Here is a 25,201-nt window from a genome sequence, read left to right as displayed (position 1 = left end):
TACAAGACGCTGGTGTACGCCACCATCGCCATAGCCGCCTTATCGGTGAGCGTCTGGGCGCATCACATGTACGTCACCGGTATGGTGCTGCTGCCGTTCTTCTCGCTCATGTCGATGTTCATCGCGGTGCCCACCGGGGTGAAGATCTTCAACTGGATAGGCACGATGTTCCGGGGATCGCTGACGTTCGAGTCCCCCATGTTGTGGGCGATCGGGTTCGTCGTCACGTTCACGTTCGGTGGTCTGACCGGGGTGATCCTGGCTTCGCCGCCGCTGGACTTCCACGTCTCCGACACCTACTTCGTGGTGGCGCACTTCCACTACGTCGTCTTCGGCACCGTGGTGTTCGCGATGTTCTCCGGCTTCTACTTCTGGTGGCCCAAGTGGACCGGGAAGGTCCTCAACGACCGATTGGGCAAGTGGCACTTCTGGTTGCTGTTCATCGGGTTCCACACCACGTTCCTCATCCAGCACTGGCTCGGGGTGATCGGGATGCCGCGGCGGTACTACACGTACCTGCCGTCGGATGGATTCACCTGGATGAACCAGCTCTCGACGATCGGCGCCGGTATCCTGGCGATCTCGATGATCCCGTTCTTCCTGAACGTGTACATCACGGCCCGGTACGGGGCGAAGGTCACCGTGAACGACCCGTGGGGGTACGGCCGTTCGCTGGAGTGGGCCACGAGTTGTCCGCCGCCTCGGCACAACTTCACGTCGATTCCGCGCATCCGCAGCGAGTCCCCGGCCTTCGACCTCAACCACCCAGAGGTCGGTCTACCGATCGGAATCGGACCAGGCAAGGATGCCCCGGACACCGCCGTCGTCGATGCCTCCGACTCGACAGTGAAATGATCTCCTGATCCTTCGACACAGGGGACCATCGTCCCTATCAGCCTCGGCAGCCTCCAGCGAGACTGAACGTACATGGAATTGCAGCGAACGGCCGGTACGGCCGAAAGGAGGCGATTCACCATGATGTTCGGATATGGCTGGGCCCTTACAGCGTGGGGCTGGGCTCTCGTTTGCCTGGCGGCGGGCTTCTGCGTGATCGTGGTCGGCGCCGTGTATTGGCTGTCACGCCTCATCGGACGCACCAGCCCACATGCATCGATGCCCATCGGCCCGGGTTCTCCGCCCGAGAGGTCCACCGCGGAGCAGATTCTGAGCGAGCGGTTCGCTCGGGGTGAGATCGATGACAGCGAGTACGGAGACCGCCTCGCGACGTTGCGGAGCCATCCCGCCACGGATGAAGGAGCGCGAGTATGAGCATCGCATTCGACAACGATCTCGACGTGCAATCGGCTGTCCAAGACGAACTCGCTTGGACACCGGATGTCGATGCCGAAGACATCGGCGTCGCGGTACGGGCGGGGACCGTGGAACTGTTCGGGCAGGTCGACAGCTACGCCGAGAAGGTCGCGGCGGAGAAGGCTGCGCATCGTGTTCGCGGTGTGCGCACGATTGTCAACGAGATCAGGGTGCATCCCAAGATCGACAGGCCCGTCTCTTCTGATGACATCGCGAAGGAGGTGGACCGCGCGCTCCTGTGGGCGGTCAACGTGCCGAGCACCGTTCAGGCAGAGGTGGATGACCACGTAGTCACGCTGACCGGCGACGTCGACTGGGACTTCCAGCGGAAGGCAGCGGTCCGATCCGTGCAGCACCTCTACGGAGTGCACGATGTCAACGACAAGATGAGTCTGCGGGAACGACCAGCTGCTGCGGACACGGAGCAACGAATCAGGCGAGCCATCGAGCGCAACGCGGAACTCGACGCGAACACGATTCACGTCACGACGGCGGGCAACACGGTCACGCTGACCGGGACGGTGAACTCCTGGGCGGAGAAGCAGCAGGCGAGCAGGACCGCGTGGGCGTCACCGCATGTGCTCGACGTCCAGAACGAGATTGTTGTTCGGGCATAAGCCAGACAGACCAGTCAGCGCAGGCCGGCAGCATGGGCCGGCCTGTGCTGACTCATTGGCGGGACGCACCCTCTGCCACGGAGCGAACTACCGAACCCGGCCTACCGGTGGATGAGCACTTTGAGTGCGTCGTGCTGGGCCGCGTTGCCGAAGACGTCGTACGCGTCGAGGATCTGGTCGAACGTGAACCGGTGGGTGACGAACTTGTCGGCGGGGAGCCGATGCTGGGCGACGAGTTTGAGCAGCATCCCGAGCGTGTTCGTGTTCACGAGCCCCATCGAGATGTCGATGTTCCGGATCCAGAGTTCGTTCAGCGCGAGTTCCGCGGGCTTCCCATGCACGCCGATGTTGGCCACGTGCCCGCCGGGGCGAACGAGATCGACGGTCATCGTGAAGGTTCGTGGTGTTCCGACTGCTTCGATCGCGACGTCGACGCCGGCGCCGTCGGTCAGCGCCAGAACCTGCTCCCTCCAATCTGGGTCGCCGGAGTTGACGGTGTCGGTTGCTCCGAAGTCCTTCGCCCGCGCCAGTCGTGCGTCATCGAGGTCAATGGCGATCACCCTTGAGGGCCCGTGCAGACCGGCGGTCATCACTGCGGAGAGGCCGACCGGACCCGCACCGACGACGGCGACGACGTCGCCCGGCCGGACGTGACCGTACTGCACACCGATCTCGAACCCGGTCGGGAGAATGTCCGACAGCAGGATGCCTTCGTCGTCGGCGACGCCTTCGGGCACCTTGTAGACGGAGTTCTCGGCGAAGGGGACGCGGACGTACTCGGCCTGGGTGCCGTCGATCATGTAGCCGAAGATCCAGCCGATGCCGGCCTTGCCCTCGGGGTTCAGGCAGTGGCTGTAGAGACCCTTGCGGCAGTTGGCGCAGACGCCGCATGAGCTGACGCACGCGAGAATGACCCGGTCTCCCACGTTCAGTTGCGTGATGCCGGAGCCGACCTGTGTAATGACTCCGATGCCCTCGTGTCCGAGGATTCGCCCCTCGGCCACCTCAGGGGTGTCGCCCTTGAGGATGTGCAGGTCAGTTCCGCAGATCGTGGTCGCCTCCATTTTCACGATCACGTCGGTCGGATGCTGGATCCTCGGATCGGGAACTTCTTTCCAGTCCTTCTTTCCAGGTCCGCCGTAGACGAGTGCCTTCATTGTTCGCCTCCTGAGAAGTGCGTCCGGCGCATCTGGCCGGTACTCCTCCATCCAACGGCGCAGGCTTTTGCCCGTGCAGGGTCGAAGGTCCCGTGGGTCACCGCCGCCCTCTGACCGCGCGAAGCGCGGCGACGATGGTGGCGAGGTCAACGCCTTCTTGGAGGAGCGCACCCACGGTGGCGGGGATCACGCCGAACGTTGCGATGACCATGAGCACCGCAGAAGCCACAATTCCCGCCCAAATGCTCTGCAATGCGATGCGGAGGGTGTCGCGTCCGATCTGAACGACGGTCGCGACCCGCGCGAGGTCGTCGACGAGCAGGACGACGTCGGCCGACTCGCTCGCGGCGGTGGCGCCCTTGGCGCCCATCGCTATGCCGACGTCCGCTCGGGCCAGGACGGGTGCGTCGTTGATGCCATCACCGACCATGATCACCGGGCGCTCGGCGATGTTTGCGACATGTTGCACCTTGTCGGAGGGGCGACACTCCGCAGTGAACCGCTCGATGCCCAGCTCGGCGGCGATCCCTGCCGCCGTCTCTGTGGCATCACCGGTGAGCAACTCCAGGCCGCCGATACCGACCTCGCGTAGCCGTTTCAACGTGGATGGAGCGTTCGGACGCGGTGCATCACGCGCGATCAGTGCCCCCGCATACTCTGCGTCGATCGCGACGTAGATGGCGAGTTCCCCTGCACGCAATGGCTCGGGCGACGCATCGGGGGCGAGTGCCTGGATGAACCTGAGCTTGCCGACCGCCACACCGCTTCCGGCGACCGTGGCGGTGACCCCGTCGGTTGCGTGTTCCTCCGCCGACAGGGCCGCAGCAGGGACGAGCCCTCGTTCCTTTGCTGCGGTCACGACCGAGGCGGCGAGCACATGCGAGGAGTACTGCTCTGCGCTTGCCGCCATAGAGAGAAGTTCCTCGCTCGTGAACCCGGGAGCCGGGCGCAGCTCGCACAGTTGCGGCCTTCCTTCGGTCAGTGTTCCCGTCTTGTCGAACACGACGGTTCGTGCTCTGGCCAGTTGCTCGAACACGCCTCCGTTGCGCACGATGACGCCGCTGCGGGCGGCTCTGCTCATACCCCCGATGAACGCCACCGGTGCCGCGATCAGGAGCGGACATGGCGTGGCGAGAACGAGGACCTCCGCGAACCGAAGGGGCTGCTGGCTCACGAGCCACGCGACGCAGGCAAGCGCGACCGAGAAGATCGTGAACGGTACGGCATAGCGGTCCGCCAGGCGGACGACGCGAGGCCTGCTCTTGGCTGCTCCGGCGACCAGCGCCACGATCTGCTGGTACTGGCTGTCGACGGCTTTCGCAGATGCCTGGATCTCGATCGCGCGAGGACCGTTGATCGACCCGCTGAGAACGGGATCCCCGGTCCCCTTTTCCACGGGAACACTCTCACCGGTGATCGGGGACTGATCGAGGCTGGCCTCGGGGCTCAGCAAGGTGCCGTCGACGGGGAGGACCTCTGCCGGCCGCACCACAAGGCGGTCACCGGGCCGCACGATGTCGACGGCGACGTCCTCGACCTGGCCTTCCTGGGATCGGTGAGCGGTCCTGGGGTCGCGCTGCAGCAGTGCATCCAGTTCATGTCGGGCGCGACGATTGGCGTAATCCTCCAATGCTTCACCGCCGCTCATCATCAGGATGACGATGAGCGCTGCAACGGCTTCGCCCACAAGCACCGTTGAGACGATCGCCATCACGGCGAGTATGTCGATGCCGAACCGGCCGTTGAGCAGTTCGCGGACCATGCGGATCAGGTAGCCGAATGCGACGAGCAGCGCATACCCTCCGGTGACCCAGACGGCCGCGGACGCGTGACCGGTGATCACGAGCGCTCCCCCGACCCCTGCGACGAGGATGGTGAGCGCGATGACCCAGTACCGGCTGACGAAGCGTTTCAAGACGGATGCTCGCGGCGACGTGCTGCTTCGATCACGGATCACGTCGCCCTGTACCGCGCTATCCACGCTCATGTCGAGTGGACGGTCGTCGGTTCCTTGCGCGGGACCGCCTGGTGTGCCGCAGGCAGCTGTGCGGTGGGGTCGCGGACCACGAGGACGGGACAATGCGCGTGTCTCGTGCACGCTTCGCTGACCGAGCCCAGCAGAAGACGGGCGAAGCCGCCGGCTCCGCGAGCGCCCACGACGAGCATCCGGGCGTGCACGCTTTCATCGATGAGGGTGGGGGCCGCAGGCCCTTGCACGACGTCTTTCCTGAGACGCGGTGGCGGTGCGCTGCCGAACGCCTTCGTGATCGCGGTCGAGAGCACCGCTGCAGCGTTCGCATCGGGCTCCCACTCGGTGGCGGGGTAGGCGACGCCGAAGTCCGGGTACTCCCAGGTGATCACGGCTCGCACTGTTGCGTGCATGGCCTCCGCGAGCTTGCCCGCGTATCGGAGCGCAGCCACCGAAGCTTCGGACCCGTCCACGCCGACGAGGATCGGACCGTGAGTCATCTCAGCCATACCTTGATCCTGCTCGCGGACTGCCGTGGCTGACAGGGCCGAAGGTCCCGCGGCGCCCAGGTGACGGAATCGTATGCTCCGGGTGACGAGGGTAGGAGGTGGCACTACCCATGAATGCCGGAACGCGTCTCGCGGGTGCTGTGGTCGTCGGCCACGATGGTTCACCGCAAGCCGCCCGCGCACTGGAGTCTGCGATCATCCGTGAACCGGATGCGCGAGACAGGGCGCGGCGGCGCGCAGGCCGGGAAGTGCGCCGGCTCGGTCATCGTGGGGCAGAACGGTTCGGCCGTGGCGGGTTCCAGAGCCTGCTCATGGGTTCCGTGGCCATTCACTGCGCCCATCGGGCAGCATCCCCCACACTTGTGGTGCCGCATTCTCCCCAGATCAACTGAGGTCTGGACCGGCGATCGCCTGCTCGAGACGTTCAAGCTTGCCATCGAGCTCGTTCACGTGGCCGGGACGGATGTCCGCCTTGATGATCAGATCGACGCGGGACCCGTAGGGCGACACAGCGTCAGCCGCTCGGTGGATGACATCGAATACCTCGTCCCATTCACCCTCGATGGTGGTGAACATCGAGTCGGTGCGATTCGGTAGGCCTGATGCGCGAACGACTTTCACTGCCGCCGCAACAGCGTCGCGCACCGAATCGCCTTCCGTGGTGTTGTTGGGCCAGACTGCGAATGCTACGAGCATCTCGATAACTCCTGCCTTTTTTGCGCGTTCTTTGGACGGTGGGCCGCTCAGTGAGCATGAGCGGTGAACCGTGAAGCACGGCGCTCCAGGTGATGAGCCAGCGAGCGCGCCGCTGCTCCGATCGCTGGGCTGACGTGGAGCGATGTCGTTCGGTAGTACACGACTTTCGCGAGCTCTACGAGGATCAGATATGCGATGACCATCGCGAGCAGAGCGAAGAAGAATGCCGCGGGGAGCGGAGTGAAACCCAGCAGATTCGACACCGGAAGATACGGCAAAAGGGTGCCCACACCCACGGCTGCCAGTGCCGCCGCTGTGAGCGCTGCGGAGGGCCGGCTGCGCAGGAACGGTGTGCGGCGGGTGCGGATGGCGAAGATGATGAGCGTCTGAGTGGCGATGGACTCGATGAACCAGCCGGAACGGAACTCTGCCGGTGCGGCGTGGAAGACGAACAGCATCAGTGCGAACGTGGCGAAGTCGAAGAGGGAGCTGATGGGCCCGAAGATGAGCATGAAACGCCGGATGGCACCGATGTCCCAGTGCGACGGCGCGGTGAGCTGCTCCTTGTCCACCCGATCCGTCGGGATCGCCAACTGGCTTGCGTCGTAGAGCAGGTTGTTGAGCAGGATCTGTCCGGGAAGCATCGGCAGAAAAGAGAGCACGACCGACGCGATCGATGCGCTGAACATGTTGCCGAAGTTGCTCGAGGTGCCCATCAGCACGTACTTGATCGTGTTCGCGAAGATCCGTCGGCCCTCGGCCACACCGTCGGCGAGCACTCCGAGGTCCTTGTCGAGCAGAACCACGTCGGCCGCGTCCTTGGCGACATCGACCGCCGAATCCACCGAGATGCCGATGTCTGCGTGATGCAGCGCCAACGCGTCATTGACACCGTCGCCGAGGAAGCCCACCGCCCAGCCTGTGCGACGCAATGACCGAACGATTCTCGACTTCTGTTCCGGAGAGACTCGAGCGAAGATCGTGCAGCCCCTCGCCGCGGCCTCCAACTGGGCGTCGTCCATCGCGTCCACCTGATCACCCGTCAGAGTGCTGACGGCAGGCATCCCCAGCTCCGAGCACACGTGTTCGGCGACGCCGGCGGAGTCCCCGGTGGCGATCTTCACAGTGATGCCCAGCGCGGTCAGCCGGTCGAGCGAGTCCCTGGCATTGACCTTCGGGGGGTCGGCGAACGCGAGGAAGCCGATCAACTCGAGGTCGTGTTCGTCCGCTTCCGTGACGTCATGGATGTCTGGAGCCGGACGTACCGCAACCGCAACAACGCGTGCTCCCGTTCGATAGAGCTCCGACAAGGTAGCGCTCGCTTCGTCGGACACCTGCCGGCATCGCGGGAATATCGATTCCGCTGCGCCCTTGCTGACCAGCTCGGCGGATTCACCCGTCCGCGTCACGAGAGCGGATGTCATCCTGCGCTCGTGGTCGAAGGGGAGCAGTGAGTGACGAACATATGTCCCTACGCCGGCTTCGGATGCCGCTTCGGACTGCCAGAGCGCTGCGTCGAGCGAGTTCAGACCGAGAACGGAGGACGCGGGCGCACTCAGGTCGGCCTCGGTCGCGAGAAGCCCGTATCTGATGACATCATCCGCGGACTGTTGAGCCACGGTGACGGCACGGGAGAACGCGATACGACCGGTGGTGAGGGTACCGGTCTTGTCGGTGATGAGGAGGTCCAGGTCACCGAGATCTTCGATGCACACCAATCGCTTCACAAGCACCCGGCGCTTGGCGAGCACCCTGGAGCCTGCTGCGAGACTGGTGCTGACGATGGCCGGCAGGAGCTGCGGTGTGATTCCCACGGCGATGGCGAGCGAAAACAGGAGCGAATCGATGATCGGCCGCCCCAGCAGGATGTTGCCGATCACGATGAGTGACGACAGCACGATGGCGACTATGAGCAGGAACCTGGAGAACCGCGCGAGGCCGAGTTGAAACGCGGTCTGTGGGTTCTGCTCCCCGAGCCCCTGCGCGATTCGCCCGAATTCCGTGTTCGAGCCGGTGGCGACAACTATCCCGATGCCGTCGCCGCCGTGCACGACGGTCCCCATCAAGGCACACGACGTCAGGTCGCCGAGGCCTCCGGGCGTGGTCTCGAGTTGCTTCGAAGCCTTCGCCACGGGAACAGATTCGCCGGTGAGGATGCTTTCGTCGCACACCAGCTCGTGACACTCCAGGAGCCGCACATCTGCGGGCACCACGGTTCCCACGTTGAGAACGACGATGTCACCGGGTACGAGATCGGTCACATCCACGCTTGCTCGCTCGTCGTTGCGGACAACGACGACGGTGTGCCGCAGGCGGTCGTGCATGGCATCGGCGGTACGTGCAGCACGGTACTCGTTGATGAAGCCCAAGCCGACGCTGACGAGCAGGATCAGGGTGATGATGACGGCATCGCTGGCTTCGCCGAGAAATGCGGAGGCCACCGCAGTGGCGAAGAGGAGCAGGAGAAGCGGGCTCTTCAGCTGGGCGGCGAGAACACGCCAAGAGCGTGCGTGGTGTTGTCTGATGGTGTTCGCGCCGTATCGGTCACGATGAGCAGTGACTTCGGCGTCGGTCAGCCCGGACCGGCGTGACTGAAGCGACTCGACGATGTCGTGGCCGTCCTCCATCGAAGCCGACACAATGGTGCTTGCCTCCGGGTGCGCGCCCAGGTCGCGAGGATGCCGGAGGCCGTCCCCGCACGACGACTTCCGGTCGGTCATCTCCATGGTGTCCCGCATTCAGACGGAACCGTTCTCATCCTTTGTGTGGGCCGCGTCGTGGTCGGAGTGCACCACCAGCACCGGGCACTGCGCGTGTTCGGCGCACTCGGCGCTCACCGAGCCCAGCAGCAAGCCGACGAATCCGCCACGTCCTCGGCATCCGACCACCAGCATTTCCGCTCGCCGGCTCTCCTCGACAAGAACTCCTGCAGGTGACCCCTTGCGAAGAGTGCGGACCATACCCGAGGGAACAGCCGGTCCGAACGCCTCCGCAATAGAGGCATCTAGGATGCCTTCACCGTCGCGGTCGGGCCTCCATTCGCCGGCGACGTAGTATCCGGCCAGAGCGGGATAGTCCCACGCTGTCACAGCCTCCAGATGATGGCCCAGGGCCTTGGACAGTTCCGCGGCCAGCCGCAATGCTTCGATGGACGACCTCGATCCGTCGACGCCTACGAGGATCGGTCTTGACTCCCTCTCGTTCTCCATGTCAGATCACCGACCAGCCGTTATCGCTTGGCAGCACGGCTCCGTTCACGTTCGAGGAGTCGTCGCTGAGCAGCCATGTGATGGCCGCGGCCAACTCCTCCGCGGTCGCGGGTTGCGGAACGTTGGTCTGCATGTAGGGGCCCATCCGCTCCCCCGCGAATGCCGAGCGGAACTCCGCCTGGATGTTCGTCAGGGTCGCACCGGGCGCCACCGCGTTGCACCGGATTCCTTTCGCCGCGTAGAAGAACGCTGTGCTGCGGGTCAGACCGATGAGGGCGTGCTTGGACGCGGTATAGGCGGCACCGGCAGCAGATCCACGCAGTCCCGCCTCGGAAGACACGTTCACGATCGTTCCCGCGCCGCGCTCCAGCATGCCGGGGAGGACTGCTCGGGTAAGCCGCATGGGTGCGGTGAGGTTGATCCGAAGAACACGATCCCAGACGGTGTCTTCGACCTCGGCCGGTGGCAGGAAGTCATCCATGATCCCGGCGACATTCGCCAGTGACGTGATCGGACCGCCTGCGGCTTGAATGAGCTCGGCCACGACGGTCTCGTCGCCGACGTCGCCGGCGACCGTGATGAACCGGTCCTGTCGTGCTTCTTCGGCCAGGACCGCCAGACGTGGCTCGCTGATGTCGGTTGCGATCACGATGGCACCCTCAGCCAGCAATCGGAGAGCCGTAGCCTTGCCGATTCCGGACCCGGCGCCGGTCACGATGACGCGGGCACCCGAGAATCGGCCCTCCACGATGTGAGTGGACATCTTGTTCTCCTCTCGAATCCTCACGGTAAAGGCGGCAGCGACCCGCTTCGAGGGACTTAGGACCCTTTCACGACGCATGAGCGCAAACAGACACTGCTCGTGGAGGCGATCATCGTGAACATCCGCAGGTACGTGGTCGGCGTCGACGGCTCGATCCCGGCACGAGCGGCCATCCGCTGGGCGATAGAGAGGGCTCACGACAAGAGCGCCGACCTGACGCTGGTGCATGTGGCCGACGACCAGTGGGGAGCCATCGGCTCCGTGCTCGTCGACGAGCACAACCAGGGGGCCATGCAGCTACTCGCCGACGAAGTCGCATACGCAGGTTCTCTCGGGTCGGATGTCACTATCCACGCGGATCTGCGGTTCGGCAGCCCCATGATGGAGTTGTCGTCATACAGCGAACCCAGCACGATGCTCGTCGTCGGCACGCACAAGACAGGCGTGCACTACGACCGGCCGTTCGGCTCACGCAGCCTACAGCTGGCGAACCTCGCCACCGGGCCGGTGGCGATCATTCCCGGGACCGCGCCATCGGTGCGACGCGGAGTGGTGGTGGGCGTGGACGACACACCCGCCGGCCGGGCAGCGATCGCGTTGGCCGCCGACTGGGCGCATGAACACCACTGCGAACTGACAGCCGTTCGGTCAACTGTGGCCAGCGCCACGCCTTCCGCATTCGAGATGAAGTCCAATGTCGGCAGACTCGAATCGACGACCCGGCACGACGAGGCACGGGCAATCCTGAAGGCGGCGGTCGGTTACGCGAAGGACCGCCAGCCAGGGATCGTGGTTCAGAGTCGCATCGCCGAGCTTCCGCCCGGGGTGTCGCTCAACGAATTCGCCCGTCACGCGGGACTGTTGGTCATCGGCGATTCACGCCGCGCGCAGGCGCAGTTCGGCAGCCTCGGCGCTGTCGCATATGACGTCCTACTCAACCTCACCTCGCCGACGATCGTGGTCCATACGCCGGTCGGCGACCGCGCACCGCAGGCCGAGACTCACGACGCACACGCGCTCCGATGAGTTCGGGATCTTCCGGAACAGGCTCGAATTACTCGCTCTCGGCCGGGAGATCTTCGTGCTTCTCTTCCATCGCGGGTCGCACGAGCATGACGGAGCAGTGCGCGTGCTCCGCACATGTCGCGCTCACCGAGCCCAGCACAAGACGGGCAAAACCGCCGGCACCCCGGGTACCGAGCACGAGCATGCGCGAGCGCTTGCTCTCTTCAATCAGCATCTTGGCTGCAGGCCCTTCCAACAGGTCGTGGATCAGGCCCTCCGGTGGCGCATCGTCAAAAGCCCGGGCTATCGATGTCTCCAGAACTTCCGCTGCCTTGGCCTTCGGATCCCAGTCGTACGGATGGTGGGGAAAGTACAGACCCAGCACAGGGTTCTCCCACGCGGTGACGACGCGGAGCGGTGCGTCCATCGCCGTGGCGAGTTCGTTGGCGTAACGCAACGCATCAATGGAGAGTTCTGACCCGTCGACGCCTACCAGGATGGGCGCGTTGTTTTCAACCATGACTCGATCGTCTCGTCACCGCGAACCGGCGGCCAGGGTCGAAGGTCCTGACCGTGGAGCGAGTTCGTTGAGAACCTCAGCGACCTGCCTGCCCTGTCGCGGGCGTCACTGCTTCGGAGGCGCGGACAAGCAGCACCGGACTGTGCGCGTGTCGCGCACAGGCTGCTCCGACGGAACCCAACCGGAGACGCGCGAACCCGCCCGATCCCCGAGCGCCGAGAACGAGCATGCGAGCGTGCCTGCTCTCTTCAACCAGCGTCTTCACTGTCGGACCCTCCACGAGTTCCTTGACGAGCCCGGGCGGTAGGGCACCGTCGAAGGCTGCGGCGATCGACGCGTTGAGAACCTTCAGGGCGTCGGTCTGCGGGCTCCATTCATCGGGCGGATAGTAGAGCCCGAGCACTCGGAACTCCCACATCGTCACAACACGTAGGGATGCGCGGACTGCCGCGGCGATGTCGGCTGCGTAACGCAATGCATCGATGGAATGCTTCGATCCGTCGACCCCGACCAGAACGGGCCCGTTGCTGTCAGCCATGATTCCATCCTCGTCGTTCCTCGTCTCATCAGTCCGGGCCGAAGGTCCTGATCGACGCCGCGAAGATAAGCTAGGGATGCCATCCGCGTGACACTGTCGACGAGTTCTCAGAGTGAGCCCATGACGGAGAATGACGACGCCCTTCGGTTTCCGGACGCACCGCGCGCCGCGCTTGATCGCGCCCTGAAAGACCTGGTCGAACACGCCCAGAAGGTGCTGGAGACACAGGGTCGGCTGCGGGCACTCCTCCGGGCGGACCAGGCCATGCTCACCGAGCCGGATCTTCCGGCGATGCTCCACCGGATCGTGGATGCGGCTGTCGAGCTGATCGGGGCCGACTATGGCGGACTTGCGGTCATCGCGCCACAAGGCGGTGTCGAGGAGTTCGTCTTTGTGGGGATGACGCCAGAACAGGTCGAGAAGATCGGGCCCCTGCCCCAGGGCCACGGCCTGGTCGGTGCGCTCATCGAAGACCCTCGTCCGATCAGGTTGGAGCACCTTCGAGACGATCCCCGTTCGGTGGGCTTTCCGCCGAACCACCCTGAAATGGATGCGTTTCTCGGTGTTCCCATTCGCGTCGGCGGGGAGGTCTTCGGGAACCTCTATCTCACGAACGCCGGTGCCAAAGCCTTCACGGCCGATGACGAGGAGCTCGCCGTGTCGCTTGCTGCGACGGCCGGGTTCGCCATCAACAATGCGCGCCTCTACCACCAGACCCGACGCCGCCAAGAGTGGATCGGATCGACCAGCGAACTCGTCGCCGAGGTGCTCGCAAAGGATGTCACGGAGCCACTCTCGCTAGTTGCCGAGCGTCTTGCCCTGCTCGCGCAAGCACGAACCGTGCACGTCGTCAAACGTTCGCAATCGGGTCGGTCCGGAGATCGGAACTGGTCCCTTGTGCCGATCGTTGCGGGCGACAACGAGGCTTCGCCCGGCGAGCTCTCCTCGCTCGGACTGACCCGCACGATCCTGGACGAGGCGGCCGCGCCGGGCGAAACGGTCGTGCTTCCCGTGGCAGGTCGAACCCCGAGCCCGGTAAACGATCCCCCACCCACGACTGGAAGCAGGATCGCAGTCCCGATCCAAGGCCCGACAACCGTCGACGCGCTCATCATCCTGGCCCGGCCGGAATCGAGCCCCAGTTTCGGGCCGTTCGACCTCGAGCTCACCGATCTCGTCTCCCGACACGCATCACTGGCGCTGCAACTTGCCAGCGCACGTGCGGACAGGCAGCGAATGGAGCTCGCCGACGACCGCGCCAGAATCGCCCGTGACCTGCACGACCTGGTCATCCAGCAGATCTACGCCGCCGGCCTCGAACTCCAAACTGCGATTGGGATGACCAGCGATGCCGTCCTCATCGACCGCGTGTCACACGCCGTGGACGCATTGGATGCCTCCATTGTGCAGATCCGTAACATTGTCTTCGCGCTCTCGACAACGCCGAGTGAGGGTGATGTGCCCCTGCGCTACAAGCTCTTCGACCTGGCCAATGAGTATTCGGGCGCGCTCTCGAGCACTCCGTCTGTGTCGTTCACTGGTGCGGTCGACGTTCTGGTCAGGGATGGGCTCGCCGACGATATCGTGGCCGTCGCCCGAGAGTCTCTGACGAATGTCGTCAAGCATTCGCGTGCGAAGAACGCGTCGCTGAATGTCTCCGTCGCCGGTGACGATGTCGTGCTCGAAGTGGTGGATGACGGAGTCGGCATGGGCACCAGTTCGCGACGCAGCGGGCTGGCGAACATCGAACAGAGAGCCGTCGATCGCGGTGGGCGTTTCGAACTGGACTCAGGTTCCCATGGGACCCGGGTGCGCTGGCGAGCCCCTTTGGAATCCGCCGCGCGTTCGCGATAGTCGCTCAGACCTTCTTCATCAGCAGTGCCGCCTGCGTTCGGCTCTGCAACCCTAGTTTGGCCAGGATCGACGACATGTGATTCTTCACGGTCTTCTCTGCCAGACCCAGTTCTGCACCGATCTGGCGGTTGCTGAGCCCGTCGGCCACGCCGGTGAGCACCTCGTGCTCACGCTCGGTGAGGGTTTCGAATCGAGGATCTTCCTGCTTCGCACGCATTCGAGCCATGGCGGCTTTCCGCAGAGCAGCGTTGATAGAGGAGATGCCCCTTGAGGCGTTCCGCACACCCTCGACGAGGCCGCTGCCGCGGATGTCCTTGAGCACATAGCCCATCGCCCCGGCGAGCACCGCCGAATAGAGAGCTTGTTCATCGTCGTATGCCGTCAACATCAGGCACCGAGTATCCGGGGAGCGCTCCAGAATCTCTCGGCAGAGGTCGATCCCGTTGCCGTCGGGAAGCCGCACGTCAAGGAGCGCCACATCCGGTCGCGTCGCCATGATCCGACCGAGCGTGTGCTTGGCGGAGTCGGACTCACCCACGACCTCGATATCTGGTTCCCGCTCCAAGAGGTCGACCACGCCCCGACGAACGAGTTCGTGATCATCGACCACGAAGACTCTGATCATCATTCGCCTCCGCACCGTCACGTCGTACTTCCACATTTTCGCCCCTTTCAGAGCATCCGGTTGGGACTATCGACCCTTGTGCCACATCTCAGAACGAGGGGCTGGGTCGATGTAGGCAAGGGGACCGCACGCGGGTGCCGCCCCACACCGCGTGCAGCCGTTTTCACACGCCGAGGAAGGAGAGGTCCGAGGAGGGGCGGCGCTCTATACGGCGCCCCGTGAACGACCACGGGCCCTTCGGCTCTCGTGACGAAACACTGGATTCAACGCGCATACCGAGTATTCTCCGCGGACCCCTGGGAACCTGAAGTGACCAAAGTCCCCGCGATCCTCATCGACGAGAGTCGCTGGCGAAGCCCTCACGCCATGTTGTGTACCGACATGGTCTCTGTCGCGGGTCGAAGGCCCCACGTCGCCCGGCGAATCCAGGGGGCTCGGATGGGACCTTCGGCCCTGGGCGGCACGAGGCGCTCCTGCCGTAATGGGCTCATGGATCAGAAACGACGGCTGCCCTTCATCGACGCGCAGACGAAGGTCCGTGCGGTCACCGTCTACCTCTTCGGCGCGGATCGACGACTTCGTTCCGTGCTCACCGCGAGAGGCACCCTTGCCGCGATCGGCGAGCCCGAGCAGCTGGGTCGCTCCCCGGAGATCTGAAGGGGATACCGCAGATGACCCCGGTGTCGGTGCAGCCGTTCATGCGCTTTGCCGGCGCGGCCGCGCTGCTGTTCCTCCTCGCCCCATGGTTCTCGTCTGAGGGATTCGGCGGCCTCGCCGCCCCGACCGCGGCGCTGTCGCTCTGGCTCATTCTTGCGAAGCATCAGTTCATCTCCGAGCCGTGGCGGATCAAGGACGAGCAGCTCCTCGCCTGGCTGGACCGCGAGTCGCCCGCATCGGGGAGCGATCAGAAGCCGCAATGACTTCCACTCATCGCGGTGCCCCCGCCTGATAGACGTTGGCGCACAGTTCCGGTTTCGGGCCGTCAGTGTTCTCCTCGCGGATCCTTCACGACGACCAGCGAACCTGAACTGTTCCCGGCGCGGAGGTCGGCGGGTGCTTCTCGCGTACTGCGCCATTCCCGCGGTCGCGAAACCAGGTCAGGCTTGCCCTGCCACGGGAATCAGGCCCGCTTCGAGGCGTTCGACGTCGGCGCGGCGGCACAGCTCAGTGCCAGGCCGCATCACCGCCGCAGCCCCTGCAGCCACAGCTGCGCGGAACGCCTCCTCGACAGAACGCTGCTGCGCGAGCCGAAGCACGAATCCAGCGAGGAAGCTGTCGCCCGCGCCGACCGTGCTGACCACATCCACGATCGGGGCCTGCAGCCGCAGAGTGCCGTCGCGTGACACCAGCAGCGCCCCATCTGCCCCGAGCGTCAGAGCGACGTACTCTGCCGACCCGTTGGCGATCAATGTCCTGGCAGCATCGACCTGGCTCTGCTCGGACTCGAGTTCCGCATCGAAGAGGATGCTCAGTTCGCGGCGACTGGGGCTGATCAGGAACGTGCCTTCCTTCAGAGCTTCTGAAAGTGGCGGCCCTGCCGCGTCGACGATGCAGCGCGCCCCATGCTCGTGCGCCAACCGGACGACACGAGCATAGAAGTCGTCGGGCACTCCCGGGGGTAGGCTTCCGCTGGCAACAACGAAGCCGCCGACTGCTATCGCTTGGGTCAGGAAGTCGAGGCAGGAGAGCCACTCGGTGTTGCTGAGTTCTGGCCCTCCGAGCACGAATCGGAACTGCTTGCCGCTGGACTCCTCAGAGACGGTGAAGCTCTCGCGTGTACTGCCGTGAATGGGGACCACCAGGGCGGGGACTCCTTCGCCCTCGATGAGGTGGCGGTACGCGTCTCCGATCGGGCCACCGGCGGTGTACACCGCGAGCGTACGTCCGCCGAGGCGTCGCACCACTCTGGAGACGTTGACACCGCCGCCGCCGGGATCCAAGCGGCTCGTGCTGCACCGCAGCTTGAGCTCGCTGTGCACCTGAGCCGTCGAGGTGCTCATATCCAAAGCGGGGTTCACCGTCAACGTCAGAATCGGCTGTGTCCCCATCGACGATCCGGACATTGGCCTTCCCTCTCGTTATGCGCGTTATACGCGCGCCGGTCACTCGCTGTCGGATGACGGTGCTGCGGCGGTGCGACGGTTCGACGTGGTGCCGGAGGGTACCAGCAGCACGGGACAGTGTGCGTGGGCAGCGCAGGCCGCACTGACCGACCCCAGAAGCAGTCGGGCGAAGCCACCGGCGCCGCGAGTGGCGAGCACAAGCATGCGAGCGTGTCGGCTCTCTTGGATCAATCGTTGTGCCGGAGAGCCTTCGAGGAGGTCGCGGCTCAGCTGGACCGTGTCGTCTTCGCCGATCGCTCGCGTGATCGAGATGGAGAGCGCGGATGCCGCCGCGGCTTCTTGTTCCCGCGCCTCGGGAGGGAAGTACGGAATCAGGGCGCGGTACTGCCACACGGTCACGACACGCAGCGGCGCATGCACCGCTTCGGCAAGTTCCGCCGCGTATCGCAACGCCGAGACGGAAGGCTCTGATCCGTCGACACCGACCAGGATCGGCAAGTTGTTCTCGGTCATATCGGCATCGTTGCGGGATGCCGGTATCCGAGCCAGGGCCGAAGGTCCTACGCGGGTTCGGAGGGATCCGTGTGATCGGGTTCCGGAGTCCGTTCGAAGGAACGCCCAGTGAGTTCGTTCGGCACGATCCGCACATAGTTGCGCTTGAGGGTCGGCACCCAGGGCCGCAGTGGAAGAGCGTCGGCCGCCATGATCTCGTCGCTGCTCACCAATGGTGTGGCGTGACCCTTCAACACGACGCTCCAGGCATCCACCGCGGTGTGGTCGTCGACCTCGAAGAGGACGTGGTCGTTGACCGTGAGTTCCGCGAACTTCGACCCTTCGGCCGTGCGGAACAGGAGCGATGCGCCGTCTACGACGTAGTTGACGGGGAAGACCTCGATCACCTCACCCACCCGGGTCACGAGACGGCCCAATTCTTGTGAGTGAAGTCGCTCCCAGCACTCGTCGGCTGTGAGTGCGTGCACCGGTTCGTCGTCGGTGACGCTCCCCGTACGAAACTGCGACTCGTTCATGACGTACCTCCCCTCGTTCACGGCCGGTCACTATTGGTGGCAGGGTCGAATGACGTTCGCCGCGTCAAGTCTGCGAAGAAGCCTCTGCCAGCCGTGCACTCCGAACAAGATCGGCTGCCGCCTTGTCCCAGAGAAGGGATTGACCGCATTCCTCGGCCCGGTCCAGGCGTTCCCCGACCAGTGCCACGAACACGCGGCCAGCCTGCTGGATGTAGCCGAGAACGTGACGATCGAGATCGATCTCGTCGAGTTCCTCGTCCCGGGGCACGACCACGAGATCGACCGTTTCGATCGCGTCACAATCGGTCACCATTCGCACGTGAACTTCGTGCGGGCGGGTCGGGTCGAGAATGTTCTGCAGCATCGGCTGCTGCCGTTCAGGCAGGCCGGCTGAGACGGTGTCGCTCCGGTGCGAACGCGCTGTCCGGCTTCTTGTCCTGGTCATCGTGGACATTCGTGGCCTCCGTGTAGCTCTGCGGGCTCCGAGGTTGGTCGCCCATGACAGCAGTGTTCCGCTCGGATGCTCTGGGCGGCAGAGACGAAAGTCCCGACGGGCAGCGCGAATGCAGAATCCCAGTCGTGAATCAGGGACATCAGGGACCTTCGACCCTGACGCTCCTCCTCGAACCGCGCTCGAATAGATGCAGGGCCGCTGGCCCGCAACGAAAGAACGATGATGAAAACGACGATGAACCTGCACGCGATGAACCCGAAGACCACGAATCTGGCTGAGGATCTTCCCGAGTGGTCCGCTCGAGGGCCGGTCATGGAACTGGCCGAGCAGACGTGCTGGAACCTCATCCAAGGCCACGGCGTGGGACGGCTGGGCGTCTACGGCGGTGACTTCCCTGAGATCTTCCCCGTGGACTACTACTGCGAGGCCGGCACGATCGTGTTCCGAACCGCAGACGGAACGAAACTGCGCGACCTCATCGCCGATGCACATGTGGTGTTCGAGATCGACTCGCTGGGTTCCGTGTTCGACTGGAGCGTGACGGTGAAGGGTATCGCGTCGGTGAAGGACATGATGTACACCAATCGTTCCGCCGAGAACGCATTGCCGCACTGGCGGCCGGTGAGCGTGTACCGTTTCGTCGAGGTCATCCCGGAGTCCATCAGTGGACGTCGATATGAGCGGCAACTGCACCCAGCACGTATGGACGACGGCAAGATAGTCCCCGGAATCCAGGCGCCTGGATGACGAACCTCACCCCCCTTGAGACCGTCGCCGAACTGGCCGCGCAGCTGCGAGTGGATTCCGTACGCTCCAGTACGAGCGTCGGTTCCGGCCATCCGACCTCGTCGATGTCCGCCGCAGATCTGCTTGCCGTGCTCGTGACCCGTCACCTGAGGTACGACTGGCAGAACCCGCACAACCGGGCGAACGATCACCTGATCTATTCAAAAGGCCACGCTTCACCGTTGGCGTACTCGGTGTTCAAGGCCGTTGGCGTCATCGCCGATGACGAGTTGATGACCGGTTACCGGCGGTTCGGACAACGATTGCAGGGCCATCCCACCCCGGTGCTGCCGTGGGTCGATGTCGCCACCGGTTCCCTTGGGCAAGGACTCGCGGACGGTGTGGGCATCGCCATCGCGAACAAATACCTCGACAAGCTCGAGAATCGCGTCTGGGTTCTCTGCGGCGACAGCGAGTTCGCAGAGGGATGCGTGTGGGAAGCCCTCGACAAAGCGTCCTACTACAAGCTGTCGAACCTGATCGTCATCGTGGACGTGAATCGGCTCGGTCAGCGCGGCCAAACAGAGCTCGGCTGGGATACGGACTCGTACGCCCGGCGGGCCGAGGCGTTCGGCGCCCGCGTCATCGTGATCGACGGTCACGACCTGACGGAGATCTGCGCATCACGGGCTCGCATGCCGGTGTCGAGATCGGTGCGGACGGGCCGTCTCAGATGGCGTTGGAAGATATCGCCATGTTCCGCGCCGTCCACGGTTCCACCGTTCTCTACCCCAGTGACGGAACCAGTACTCAGCCCTGGTGCGAGAGATGGCGCACACTGCGGGGCCTTGCCCCCGGTATCCATGCGCGTGTGATCGATCTCTACAGCGTCAAACCCATCGATCAGGCGACGCTGCGTGAGGCTGCCGCCGCGACCGACGGCCGCATCGTCGTCGCGGAGGATCACCACCCCGAAGGCGGACTGGGTTCGGCCGTGGTCGACAGCCTCACCGCCGCCGGAGTCGAGGATCTTGCGATTGAACGTCTTGCCGTGCGGGGCATGCCGGGCTCGGGCACCGGCTCGGAACTCCTGGAATGGGCAGGCATCGACGGACCGGCGATCGCCGAGGCGGCTCGCCGGCTGCTAGCGCAATGGTGACGGCGACAGTTCCCGTCGGTGTCGCGCGCCAGGCGCGCATCCACCTCGATCGAGACACGACCATTCACGCCGTCGGTCGCTTCATTCACCGGGCGCAGCACGTCGCACGCCGCACGGACGTCATGCGTGGGCAGTTCCCGCAGCGCTTCGCCGACCTCGGCCCCACGGGCGGCGAGATTCTCGATCTCGGACTGGTAGGCGTCACCGGTGCTGATCGCCTTCGCGAAGATGGACGGGTTCGTGGTGACTCCCGAGACGTGCCGGCTCGCGACCAGTTCGGCGAGGCTGCCGGTGCGTAGCCGTTCCCGGCTCAGATCGTCCAACCACATAGACACGCCAGCGGCGATCAGTGCTGTCAGGGGGCTTACCATGTGCGCGCCTCTCCGATCGGTGTTTGGTCAGATGGACTGGCTGTATCCGAAGAACTCGTGGTCGTTGTTGTAGCCGCCCTCGCCGCCGCCGACCTCGGAGAAGTGGTGCACGAACTCGATGCCCTTGATCCACTTGACCATCTTGAAACCGAGTTGCACTTCGTTGCGCAGCCGCAACGGGGCGCCGTGGCCGAACGATAGCGCCTCGTCGTTCATGTCGAACGCCAGCATCGTGGTCTCATAGCTCATCTGCTCGATCGGGTGAGCGTCGTAGTAGATGCCGCCATCCGGTCCGTTACCGAACGAGTAGAACACCACCCATCCGGCCCCAGGCAACGGCTTCACCAGGTCGAGGATCGTCTGCATCGAGACCCCTCCCCACTTCGCGACCCCGGACCAGCCCTGGATGCAGAAGTGCTGGGTGATCTGCTCGTGGCGTGGCATGGCGCGCAGTTGCAGCAGGTCGAGTTCGACCGGGTTCTCCACCAGCCCGTTGATCCGCAGTCGGTAGTCGGCGAAGTTGCCTTCCCGCATGGCCTCGTACTCAGGGGAGTCCGGGTAGTGGCCGTTGTGCCAGAAGTACGGCGAGATGTCCTTCTCGGTGTAGCGGCTCGGGTGCGAGTCGATGTGCTCGAACAGTCGCTGCGCCGGGCCGATGAGCGCGTATCCGACCCGCTGGATGACGCGCGGGTAACGATAGGTGACCGGAGTGGCGGCGACCCAGCCGACGATCATGACCACCATCGAGGCGGCGAAGATCCAGAACCCGACCCAGCTGTCGTCGTTGCGGGACGCGTACATGTGGTTGAGGTTCTGCAGCGCCCCGGTGGCGAACACGAGCGTGACGTGGATGATGATGAAGAACACGAACCACACCATGACGAGGAAGTGCAGCGAGCGTGCCACCTGGATGTTGAAATAGCGGCTGACCAGGTAGAACTTCGTCGAAAGCGCTGGCGACATCCCGAGGCCTGTGATCAGTGCGAGCGGGGCGGCGATGAACACCGTGATGAAGTACGCGATGAGTTGAAGGGAGTTGTAGTTGGTCCATCCGGTCTCCAGCGGCCAGTTCATCGAGAGGTACTGGATGGCGACTGAGATCGAGTTCGGGATGACGTCCCAGTGCAGCGGTACGAGGCGCACCCACTGCCCGGTGGCGAAGATCAGGATGTAGAAGATGACTCCGTTCAGCAGCCACAGCGTGTCGACTCCGAGGTGCCACCACCGGGCCAGCCCTATGCTGTGCCGACGTCCGGGTAGTCCCACTCCACGAGGGAGCGTGATCGAGTCTTGCTTGGCGGTGTACAGCGGGTTGTCGAGCGGCACCGGTTTCTGGATGCGGAACCAGTCGTCGCCGGGGCTGGAGTTCCTGTTCCAGTAGAGCCGAGGATGGTCGGAGATGATCTGCCAACCCGAGCGGATGATGAAGATCAGCAGGAACGCGTTGAAGAAGTGCTGCCAGCCGACCCAGGCGGGAAAACCGACGGGCGCCCAGGATGGCAGTTCGCTCGTGCCGGGGTAGGTGTGCATGAAGTCCTGCACGGCGGGGATCTCGCGCAGGCCTCGCGCGACCGCGATCGCCGCCACGAGCAGCGCGAAACCTATCGGGATGAGCCAGAGCAGGTTGAACCATTTAGTCTTGCCGATGCGGATGCGCGGTGCGACCCCGTACTGGGCGGGAACGCCGCCGGCCCAGTCCTCGTCGATGACGTCCTTCTCCTTGCGTTTGAGCTCAGAGCGATAGCTGCGCTGCACCTCGGGAATTTCGTCCGTAGCCGGGGCCGGGAGATCCTCAGGCGCGGGACCGCCGTTCGTCGTCATCCTTCTCCTCCCTCGAGCGTCAGACCCGATGCGTTCAGCTCTGAAGGCGTCCATCCGGTTCGTAGCGCGTTGTCCCAGGCCGTGAGAGCCGCCTGGTGGTTGTGCTCGGTCACGATGTTCTCGACTCGCGGCCAGCGCCGCTCGAAGTCCTCGCCGTGGAACCCGACGATCCGGGTGCGGGCGGCCAGGCGCGCCTGCGCGGTGCGCTCTTCGCCGAGGGCGCGCGCGAGTACGTGAGCCGCGTTCTCACGGGTGGTGGCGTCTCGTTCTGACGCTTTTGTCATGCTGCGTTCAGAAGCTGGCGCAGCACGTACTGCAGGATGCCGCCGTGCCGCATGTATGCGGCTTCCGCCGGGGTGTCGACGCGGACCAGTGCCTCGAACCGCCGGGATTGCCCATCTGCGTCCGCATCGATCGTCACTCGTTCGGGAATGCCCTCCTCGCCGGCGAGACCACTGATCGAGTAGGTCTCCTCACCGGTCAGGCCGAGAGATGCTGCACAGTCTCCGGGGAGGAATTGGAGCGGCAGAACACCCATGCCGATCAGGTTGGAGCGGTGGATTCGTTCGAAGGATGTCGCCAGCACGGCTTTCACCCCGAGCAGCAGGGTCCCTTTCGCCGCCCAGTCCCTGGACGAACCGGACCCGTACTCCGATCCGGCAATAACGATGAGCGGCACTCCTTCGGCCGCGTATCGCGTGGCCGCATCGAAGATGGTGCCCTGTTCACTGTCGGGCAGATGCCTGGTGTAGCCGCCCTCGACGCCGGACACGAGCTGGTTGCGCAGCCGGATGTTCGCGAAGGTGCCGCGGATCATCACCTCGTGATTGCCTCGCCGTGAGCCGTAGGAGTTGAAGTCCGCCGCTTCGACGCCGTGCTCGACCAGGTAGCGGCCCGCCGGGGAGTCGCGCTTGATCGATCCTGCCGGCGAGATGTGATCGGTGGTGACGGAGTCGCCCAGCATGGCGAGAACGCGAGCGCCGTCGATGTCGCGGAGAGGTTCCGGTTGCCTCGGCATCCCTTCGAAATAGGGCGCACGTCGCACGTAAGTGGATGCGTCGTTCCACGCGAAGATGTCGCCAGACGGCACGTCCAGCTCGCGCCAGTTCCGGTCGCCGTCGAATACGTTCGCGTATCCTTCCGCGAACATCTCGCGTTCGAGGGAATGCGCGATGACCTCGTCGACCTCTTCGGTGCTCGGCCAGACATCACGAAGGTAGATCGGCCGGCCGTGGGCATCCTCACCTAGCGGATCGTTCAGCAGGTCGATGTTCAACGTGCCGGCTAGGGCGTAGGCGATCACCAGTGGTGGCGAGGCGAGGAAGTTCATCTCTGTCTCCGGGTGGATGCGCCCCTCGAAGTTGCGGTTGCCGCTGAGCACCGATGCCGCGACGAGACCATTGCTGGCGAGAGCCGTGCTGACCTCGGGAATGAGCGGACCCGAATTGCCGATGCAGGTAGTGCACCCGTACCCGACCAGGTTGAAACCGAGCCGGTCGAGGTAGGGGGTGAGTCCGGCCCGATCGAAATAGTCGGTCACCACCCGCGATCCGGGAGCCAGCGACGTCTTCACCCAAGGCTTGCTGGTCAGTCCGGCCTCGACGGCCTTCTTCGCCATCAGGCCGGCCGCCACCATGACTGAGGGGTTGGAGGTGTTCGTGCATGAGGTGATCGCGGCAATCACCACGTGTCCGTTGTCCACCGTCGTGGTGCGGCCGTCGGCGAGCACCGCTTCCGCCGGGTTCGACGGCCACGCCGATGTGACGGCGGACTGCGGTCGGTCGACCGGCTTCTGAGACGGGTCGATACCGTCGAACGAGATGGGGTCACTCGCCGGGAACGAGTCGGCCGACGCCTGGTCAAGGCCCGTGAGACGCCCTGGAGCGTGGAAACCTTCGGTGAGCAAATCGGCCACGACCGCGCGGGCGTGTGCCAGCGGGATACGGTCCTGCGGACGTTTCGGTCCGGCGATGGATGGCTCGACCTCCGCCAGATCAAGTTCGATCGTCGACGAGTAGGTGGCTTCATGGTTCGGGTCGTGCCAGAGTCCCTGAGCCCTCGAGTAATCCTCGACGAGCCGGATCTGCGATTCGGGCCGGGACGTCAGCCGCAGATAATCGAGGGTGATTTGATCGATCGGGAAGATCGCGCACGTGGCGCCGTACTCGGGGCTCATGTTGCCGAGCGTGGCCCGGTTCGCTACCGGAACGTTGGCCACGCCCGGGCCGTAGAACTCGACGAACTTGCCCACGACGCCGATCTGCCGAAGCCGCTGCGCGACGGTCAGCACGAGATCCGTGGCGGTGACGCCTTCGCGCAGCGCACCGGTCAGCTTGATGCCCAGGACGGGCGGGACGAGCATGCTCATCGGCTGTCCGAGCATCGCAGCTTCGGCCTCGATGCCGCCCACTCCCCAGCCGAGAACACCCAGCCCGTTGACCATGGGAGTGTGCGAGTCCGTTCCGACGAGAGTGTCGGGATATGCCTGCTGAATCCCGTCTCTGGCGCGGGTGAAGACGACCCGTGCCAGGTATTCGAGGTTGACCTGGTGGCAGATCCCGGTGTCAGGCGGCACGACCCGGAAGTTGTCGAAGGCCTGCTGTGCCCAGCGCAGGAGCTGATAACGCTCCTGATTGCGGTGGAACTCCAGGTCCGCGTTCACCTGGAACGCGCTCGCATCTCCGAACGCGTCCACGATCACGGAGTGGTCGATGACGAGCTCGGAGGGGATCAGCGGGTTGATCTTCTGCGGGTCTCCGCCGAGTTCGACCATGGCGTCGCGCATCGCGACCAGGTCGACGACGCA

Annotated in this window: 25 protein-coding genes and 2 pseudogenes; 9 read left to right on the top strand and 18 right to left on the bottom strand. The window is 64.5% G+C overall.

The features are described 5' to 3' along the window. A partial coding sequence (locus tag ACTHNC_RS09910; RefSeq protein WP_440294435.1) for a cytochrome c oxidase subunit I occupies positions 1-855 on the top strand: 855 nt, incomplete at its 5' end. Between the two features lie 410 nt (positions 856-1,265). After that, positions 1,266-1,928, top strand: a complete 663-nt coding sequence (locus tag ACTHNC_RS09905; protein WP_440294434.1) for a BON domain-containing protein — start codon at positions 1,266-1,268, stop codon at positions 1,926-1,928. A gap of 101 nt (positions 1,929-2,029) precedes the next feature. Here the strand turns inward: ACTHNC_RS09905 and ACTHNC_RS09900 are convergent, their stop codons facing one another. The 7 genes from ACTHNC_RS09900 to ACTHNC_RS09870 form a co-directional block, all read right to left on the bottom strand. Further along, positions 2,030-3,085 (bottom strand): zinc-dependent alcohol dehydrogenase family protein, encoded by a 1,056-nt coding sequence (locus ACTHNC_RS09900; protein ID WP_440294433.1) that lies wholly within the window; start codon positions 3,083-3,085, stop codon positions 2,030-2,032. Positions 3,086-3,182: 97 nt separating this feature from the next. Further along, entirely contained in the window at positions 3,183-5,072 is a 1,890-nt protein-coding gene (locus ACTHNC_RS09895; protein WP_440294432.1) for a heavy metal translocating P-type ATPase, read from the bottom strand. Further along, the gene (locus ACTHNC_RS09890; RefSeq protein ID WP_440294431.1) at positions 5,069-5,563 is read right to left on the bottom strand and encodes a universal stress protein; all 495 of its coding nucleotides are present in this window, start codon (positions 5,561-5,563) and stop codon (positions 5,069-5,071) included. Before ACTHNC_RS09890 ends, ACTHNC_RS09895 begins: the two co-directional genes overlap by 4 nt. A 384-nt stretch (positions 5,564-5,947) precedes the next feature. After that, entirely contained in the window at positions 5,948-6,259 is a 312-nt protein-coding gene (locus ACTHNC_RS09885) for a thiamine-binding protein (protein ID WP_440294430.1), read from the bottom strand. 47 nt (positions 6,260-6,306) lie between these two features. After that, positions 6,307-8,979, bottom strand: coding sequence for a magnesium-translocating P-type ATPase (gene mgtA, locus ACTHNC_RS09880; protein ID WP_440294429.1), 2,673 nt, complete (start codon positions 8,977-8,979; stop codon positions 6,307-6,309). Positions 8,980-8,997: 18 nt separating this feature from the next. After that, entirely contained in the window at positions 8,998-9,468 is a 471-nt protein-coding gene (locus tag ACTHNC_RS09875) for a universal stress protein (protein WP_440294428.1), read from the bottom strand. A 1-nt stretch (position 9,469) separates the two neighbouring features. Beyond that, positions 9,470-10,231, bottom strand: a complete 762-nt coding sequence (locus ACTHNC_RS09870) for an SDR family NAD(P)-dependent oxidoreductase (RefSeq protein WP_440294427.1) — start codon at positions 10,229-10,231, stop codon at positions 9,470-9,472. A 99-nt stretch (positions 10,232-10,330) separates the two neighbouring features. Between ACTHNC_RS09870 and ACTHNC_RS09865 the strand changes: the two genes are divergently transcribed. Next, complete coding sequence (locus ACTHNC_RS09865) at positions 10,331-11,257, top strand: universal stress protein (RefSeq protein ID WP_440294426.1); 927 nt, start codon at positions 10,331-10,333, stop codon at positions 11,255-11,257. A 28-nt stretch (positions 11,258-11,285) separates the two neighbouring features. Here the strand turns inward: ACTHNC_RS09865 and ACTHNC_RS09860 are convergent, their stop codons facing one another. Both ACTHNC_RS09860 and ACTHNC_RS09855 read right to left on the bottom strand, forming a co-directional pair. Continuing rightward, positions 11,286-11,756: a universal stress protein gene (locus tag ACTHNC_RS09860; RefSeq protein WP_440294425.1), complete on the bottom strand. Its 471-nt coding sequence runs from the start codon at positions 11,754-11,756 to the stop codon at positions 11,286-11,288. Between the two features lie 76 nt (positions 11,757-11,832). Further along, complete coding sequence (locus ACTHNC_RS09855) at positions 11,833-12,294, bottom strand: universal stress protein (protein WP_440294424.1); 462 nt, start codon at positions 12,292-12,294, stop codon at positions 11,833-11,835. A 264-nt stretch (positions 12,295-12,558) separates the two neighbouring features. Between ACTHNC_RS09855 and ACTHNC_RS09850 the strand changes: the two genes are divergently transcribed. Next, positions 12,559-14,148 (top strand): GAF domain-containing sensor histidine kinase, encoded by a 1,590-nt coding sequence (locus ACTHNC_RS09850; protein WP_440294423.1) that lies wholly within the window; start codon positions 12,559-12,561, stop codon positions 14,146-14,148. Between the two features lie 4 nt (positions 14,149-14,152). On the opposite strand, the gene ACTHNC_RS09845 is transcribed toward ACTHNC_RS09850, so the two are convergent. After that, positions 14,153-14,773, bottom strand: coding sequence for a response regulator (locus ACTHNC_RS09845; RefSeq protein WP_440294422.1), 621 nt, complete (start codon positions 14,771-14,773; stop codon positions 14,153-14,155). A 489-nt stretch (positions 14,774-15,262) separates the two neighbouring features. Between ACTHNC_RS09845 and ACTHNC_RS09840 the strand changes: the two genes are divergently transcribed. Together ACTHNC_RS09840 and ACTHNC_RS09835 are read left to right on the top strand one after the other, a co-directional pair. Continuing rightward, complete coding sequence (locus tag ACTHNC_RS09840; RefSeq protein ID WP_440294421.1) at positions 15,263-15,430, top strand: hypothetical protein; 168 nt, start codon at positions 15,263-15,265, stop codon at positions 15,428-15,430. Between the two features lie 23 nt (positions 15,431-15,453). Continuing rightward, positions 15,454-15,693: a hypothetical protein gene (locus ACTHNC_RS09835; RefSeq protein WP_440294420.1), complete on the top strand. Its 240-nt coding sequence runs from the start codon at positions 15,454-15,456 to the stop codon at positions 15,691-15,693. Positions 15,694-15,870: 177 nt separating this feature from the next. Here ACTHNC_RS09835 and ACTHNC_RS09830 read toward each other — a convergent pair whose 3' ends face one another. From ACTHNC_RS09830 to ACTHNC_RS09815, 4 genes are all read right to left on the bottom strand, one after another. Beyond that, positions 15,871-16,821, bottom strand: coding sequence for a 1-phosphofructokinase family hexose kinase (locus ACTHNC_RS09830; protein ID WP_440294419.1), 951 nt, complete (start codon positions 16,819-16,821; stop codon positions 15,871-15,873). Positions 16,822-16,875: 54 nt separating this feature from the next. Beyond that, a complete protein-coding gene (locus ACTHNC_RS09825; protein WP_440294418.1) occupies positions 16,876-17,349 on the bottom strand; it encodes a universal stress protein in 474 nt (157 codons plus the stop codon). Positions 17,350-17,396: 47 nt separating this feature from the next. Then, complete coding sequence (locus tag ACTHNC_RS09820) at positions 17,397-17,864, bottom strand: pyridoxamine 5'-phosphate oxidase family protein (RefSeq protein WP_440294417.1); 468 nt, start codon at positions 17,862-17,864, stop codon at positions 17,397-17,399. 64 nt (positions 17,865-17,928) lie between these two features. Then, positions 17,929-18,318 (bottom strand): hypothetical protein, encoded by a 390-nt coding sequence (locus tag ACTHNC_RS09815; RefSeq protein WP_440294416.1) that lies wholly within the window; start codon positions 18,316-18,318, stop codon positions 17,929-17,931. A 219-nt stretch (positions 18,319-18,537) separates the two neighbouring features. Between ACTHNC_RS09815 and ACTHNC_RS09810 the strand changes: the two genes are divergently transcribed. From ACTHNC_RS09810 to ACTHNC_RS09800, 3 genes and pseudogenes are all read left to right on the top strand, one after another. Further along, positions 18,538-19,065 carry a pyridoxamine 5'-phosphate oxidase family protein gene (locus ACTHNC_RS09810; protein ID WP_440294415.1) on the top strand — a complete coding sequence of 176 codons (528 nt, stop codon included), beginning with the start codon at positions 18,538-18,540 and terminating at the stop codon, positions 19,063-19,065. Beyond that, positions 19,062-19,667 (top strand): annotated as a pseudogene (locus ACTHNC_RS09805) (1-deoxy-D-xylulose-5-phosphate synthase N-terminal domain-containing protein); the annotation flags it as partial. The gene ACTHNC_RS09810 and the pseudogene ACTHNC_RS09805, both read left to right, overlap by 4 nt. A 248-nt stretch (positions 19,668-19,915) precedes the next feature. Further along, positions 19,916-20,203 carry a transketolase C-terminal domain-containing protein gene (locus ACTHNC_RS09800; protein ID WP_440294436.1) on the top strand — a complete coding sequence of 96 codons (288 nt, stop codon included), beginning with the start codon at positions 19,916-19,918 and terminating at the stop codon, positions 20,201-20,203. Between the two features lie 68 nt (positions 20,204-20,271). On the opposite strand, the pseudogene ACTHNC_RS09795 reads toward ACTHNC_RS09800, so the two are convergent. From ACTHNC_RS09795 to ACTHNC_RS09780, 4 genes and pseudogenes are all read right to left on the bottom strand, one after another. Beyond that, a pseudogene (locus tag ACTHNC_RS09795) lies at positions 20,272-20,532 on the bottom strand (transaldolase family protein); the annotation flags it as partial. Between the two features lie 69 nt (positions 20,533-20,601). Next, a complete protein-coding gene (locus ACTHNC_RS09790) occupies positions 20,602-22,395 on the bottom strand; it encodes a molybdopterin-dependent oxidoreductase (RefSeq protein WP_440294414.1) in 1,794 nt (597 codons plus the stop codon). Further along, positions 22,392-22,679: a hypothetical protein gene (locus tag ACTHNC_RS09785; protein WP_440294413.1), complete on the bottom strand. Its 288-nt coding sequence runs from the start codon at positions 22,677-22,679 to the stop codon at positions 22,392-22,394. The genes ACTHNC_RS09790 and ACTHNC_RS09785 overlap by 4 nt, the downstream gene beginning before the upstream one ends. After that, on the bottom strand, positions 22,676-25,201 hold a 2,526-nt coding region (locus ACTHNC_RS09780; protein WP_440294412.1), incomplete at its 5' end, for an aconitate hydratase. The genes ACTHNC_RS09785 and ACTHNC_RS09780, both read right to left, overlap by 4 nt.

Origin of the sequence: Humibacter sp. (genome assembly GCF_051954055.1) — a bacterium.
In the GTDB taxonomy this organism is placed as follows: Bacteria; Actinomycetota; Actinomycetes; order Actinomycetales; family Microbacteriaceae; genus Humibacter.
The sequence above is the reverse complement of the archived record's forward strand: the minus strand, read 5'-3'. Positions and strand labels throughout refer to the sequence as shown.

Bases quoted from the DNA above. Each gene is read 5' to 3' on its own strand.
- ACTHNC_RS09905 (WP_440294434.1), top strand. From the start codon at position 1,266: ATGAGCATCGCATTCGACAACGATCTCGACGTGCAATCGGCTGTCCAA.
- ACTHNC_RS09900 (WP_440294433.1), bottom strand. From the start codon at position 3,085: ATGAAGGCACTCGTCTACGGCGGACCTGGAAAGAAGGACTGGAAAGAA.
- ACTHNC_RS09895 (WP_440294432.1), bottom strand. From the start codon at position 5,072: ATGAGCGTGGATAGCGCGGTACAGGGCGACGTGATCCGTGATCGAAGC.
- ACTHNC_RS09890 (WP_440294431.1), bottom strand. From the start codon at position 5,563: ATGGCTGAGATGACTCACGGTCCGATCCTCGTCGGCGTGGACGGGTCC.
- ACTHNC_RS09885 (WP_440294430.1), bottom strand. From the start codon at position 6,259: ATGCTCGTAGCATTCGCAGTCTGGCCCAACAACACCACGGAAGGCGAT.
- mgtA (WP_440294429.1), bottom strand. From the start codon at position 8,979: ATGACCGACCGGAAGTCGTCGTGCGGGGACGGCCTCCGGCATCCTCGC.
- ACTHNC_RS09875 (WP_440294428.1), bottom strand. From the start codon at position 9,468: ATGGAGAACGAGAGGGAGTCAAGACCGATCCTCGTAGGCGTCGACGGA.
- ACTHNC_RS09870 (WP_440294427.1), bottom strand. From the start codon at position 10,231: ATGTCCACTCACATCGTGGAGGGCCGATTCTCGGGTGCCCGCGTCATC.
- ACTHNC_RS09860 (WP_440294425.1), bottom strand. From the start codon at position 11,756: ATGGTTGAAAACAACGCGCCCATCCTGGTAGGCGTCGACGGGTCAGAA.
- ACTHNC_RS09855 (WP_440294424.1), bottom strand. From the start codon at position 12,294: ATGGCTGACAGCAACGGGCCCGTTCTGGTCGGGGTCGACGGATCGAAG.
- ACTHNC_RS09850 (WP_440294423.1), top strand. From the start codon at position 12,559: ATGCTCACCGAGCCGGATCTTCCGGCGATGCTCCACCGGATCGTGGAT.
- ACTHNC_RS09845 (WP_440294422.1), bottom strand. From the start codon at position 14,773: ATGATCAGAGTCTTCGTGGTCGATGATCACGAACTCGTTCGTCGGGGC.
- ACTHNC_RS09840 (WP_440294421.1), top strand. From the start codon at position 15,263: ATGGATCAGAAACGACGGCTGCCCTTCATCGACGCGCAGACGAAGGTC.
- ACTHNC_RS09830 (WP_440294419.1), bottom strand. From the start codon at position 16,821: ATGGGGACACAGCCGATTCTGACGTTGACGGTGAACCCCGCTTTGGAT.
- ACTHNC_RS09825 (WP_440294418.1), bottom strand. From the start codon at position 17,349: ATGACCGAGAACAACTTGCCGATCCTGGTCGGTGTCGACGGATCAGAG.
- ACTHNC_RS09820 (WP_440294417.1), bottom strand. From the start codon at position 17,864: ATGAACGAGTCGCAGTTTCGTACGGGGAGCGTCACCGACGACGAACCG.
- ACTHNC_RS09815 (WP_440294416.1), bottom strand. From the start codon at position 18,318: ATGTCCACGATGACCAGGACAAGAAGCCGGACAGCGCGTTCGCACCGG.
- ACTHNC_RS09810 (WP_440294415.1), top strand. From the start codon at position 18,538: ATGATGAAAACGACGATGAACCTGCACGCGATGAACCCGAAGACCACG.
- ACTHNC_RS09790 (WP_440294414.1), bottom strand. From the start codon at position 22,395: ATGACGACGAACGGCGGTCCCGCGCCTGAGGATCTCCCGGCCCCGGCT.
- ACTHNC_RS09785 (WP_440294413.1), bottom strand. From the start codon at position 22,679: ATGACAAAAGCGTCAGAACGAGACGCCACCACCCGTGAGAACGCGGCT.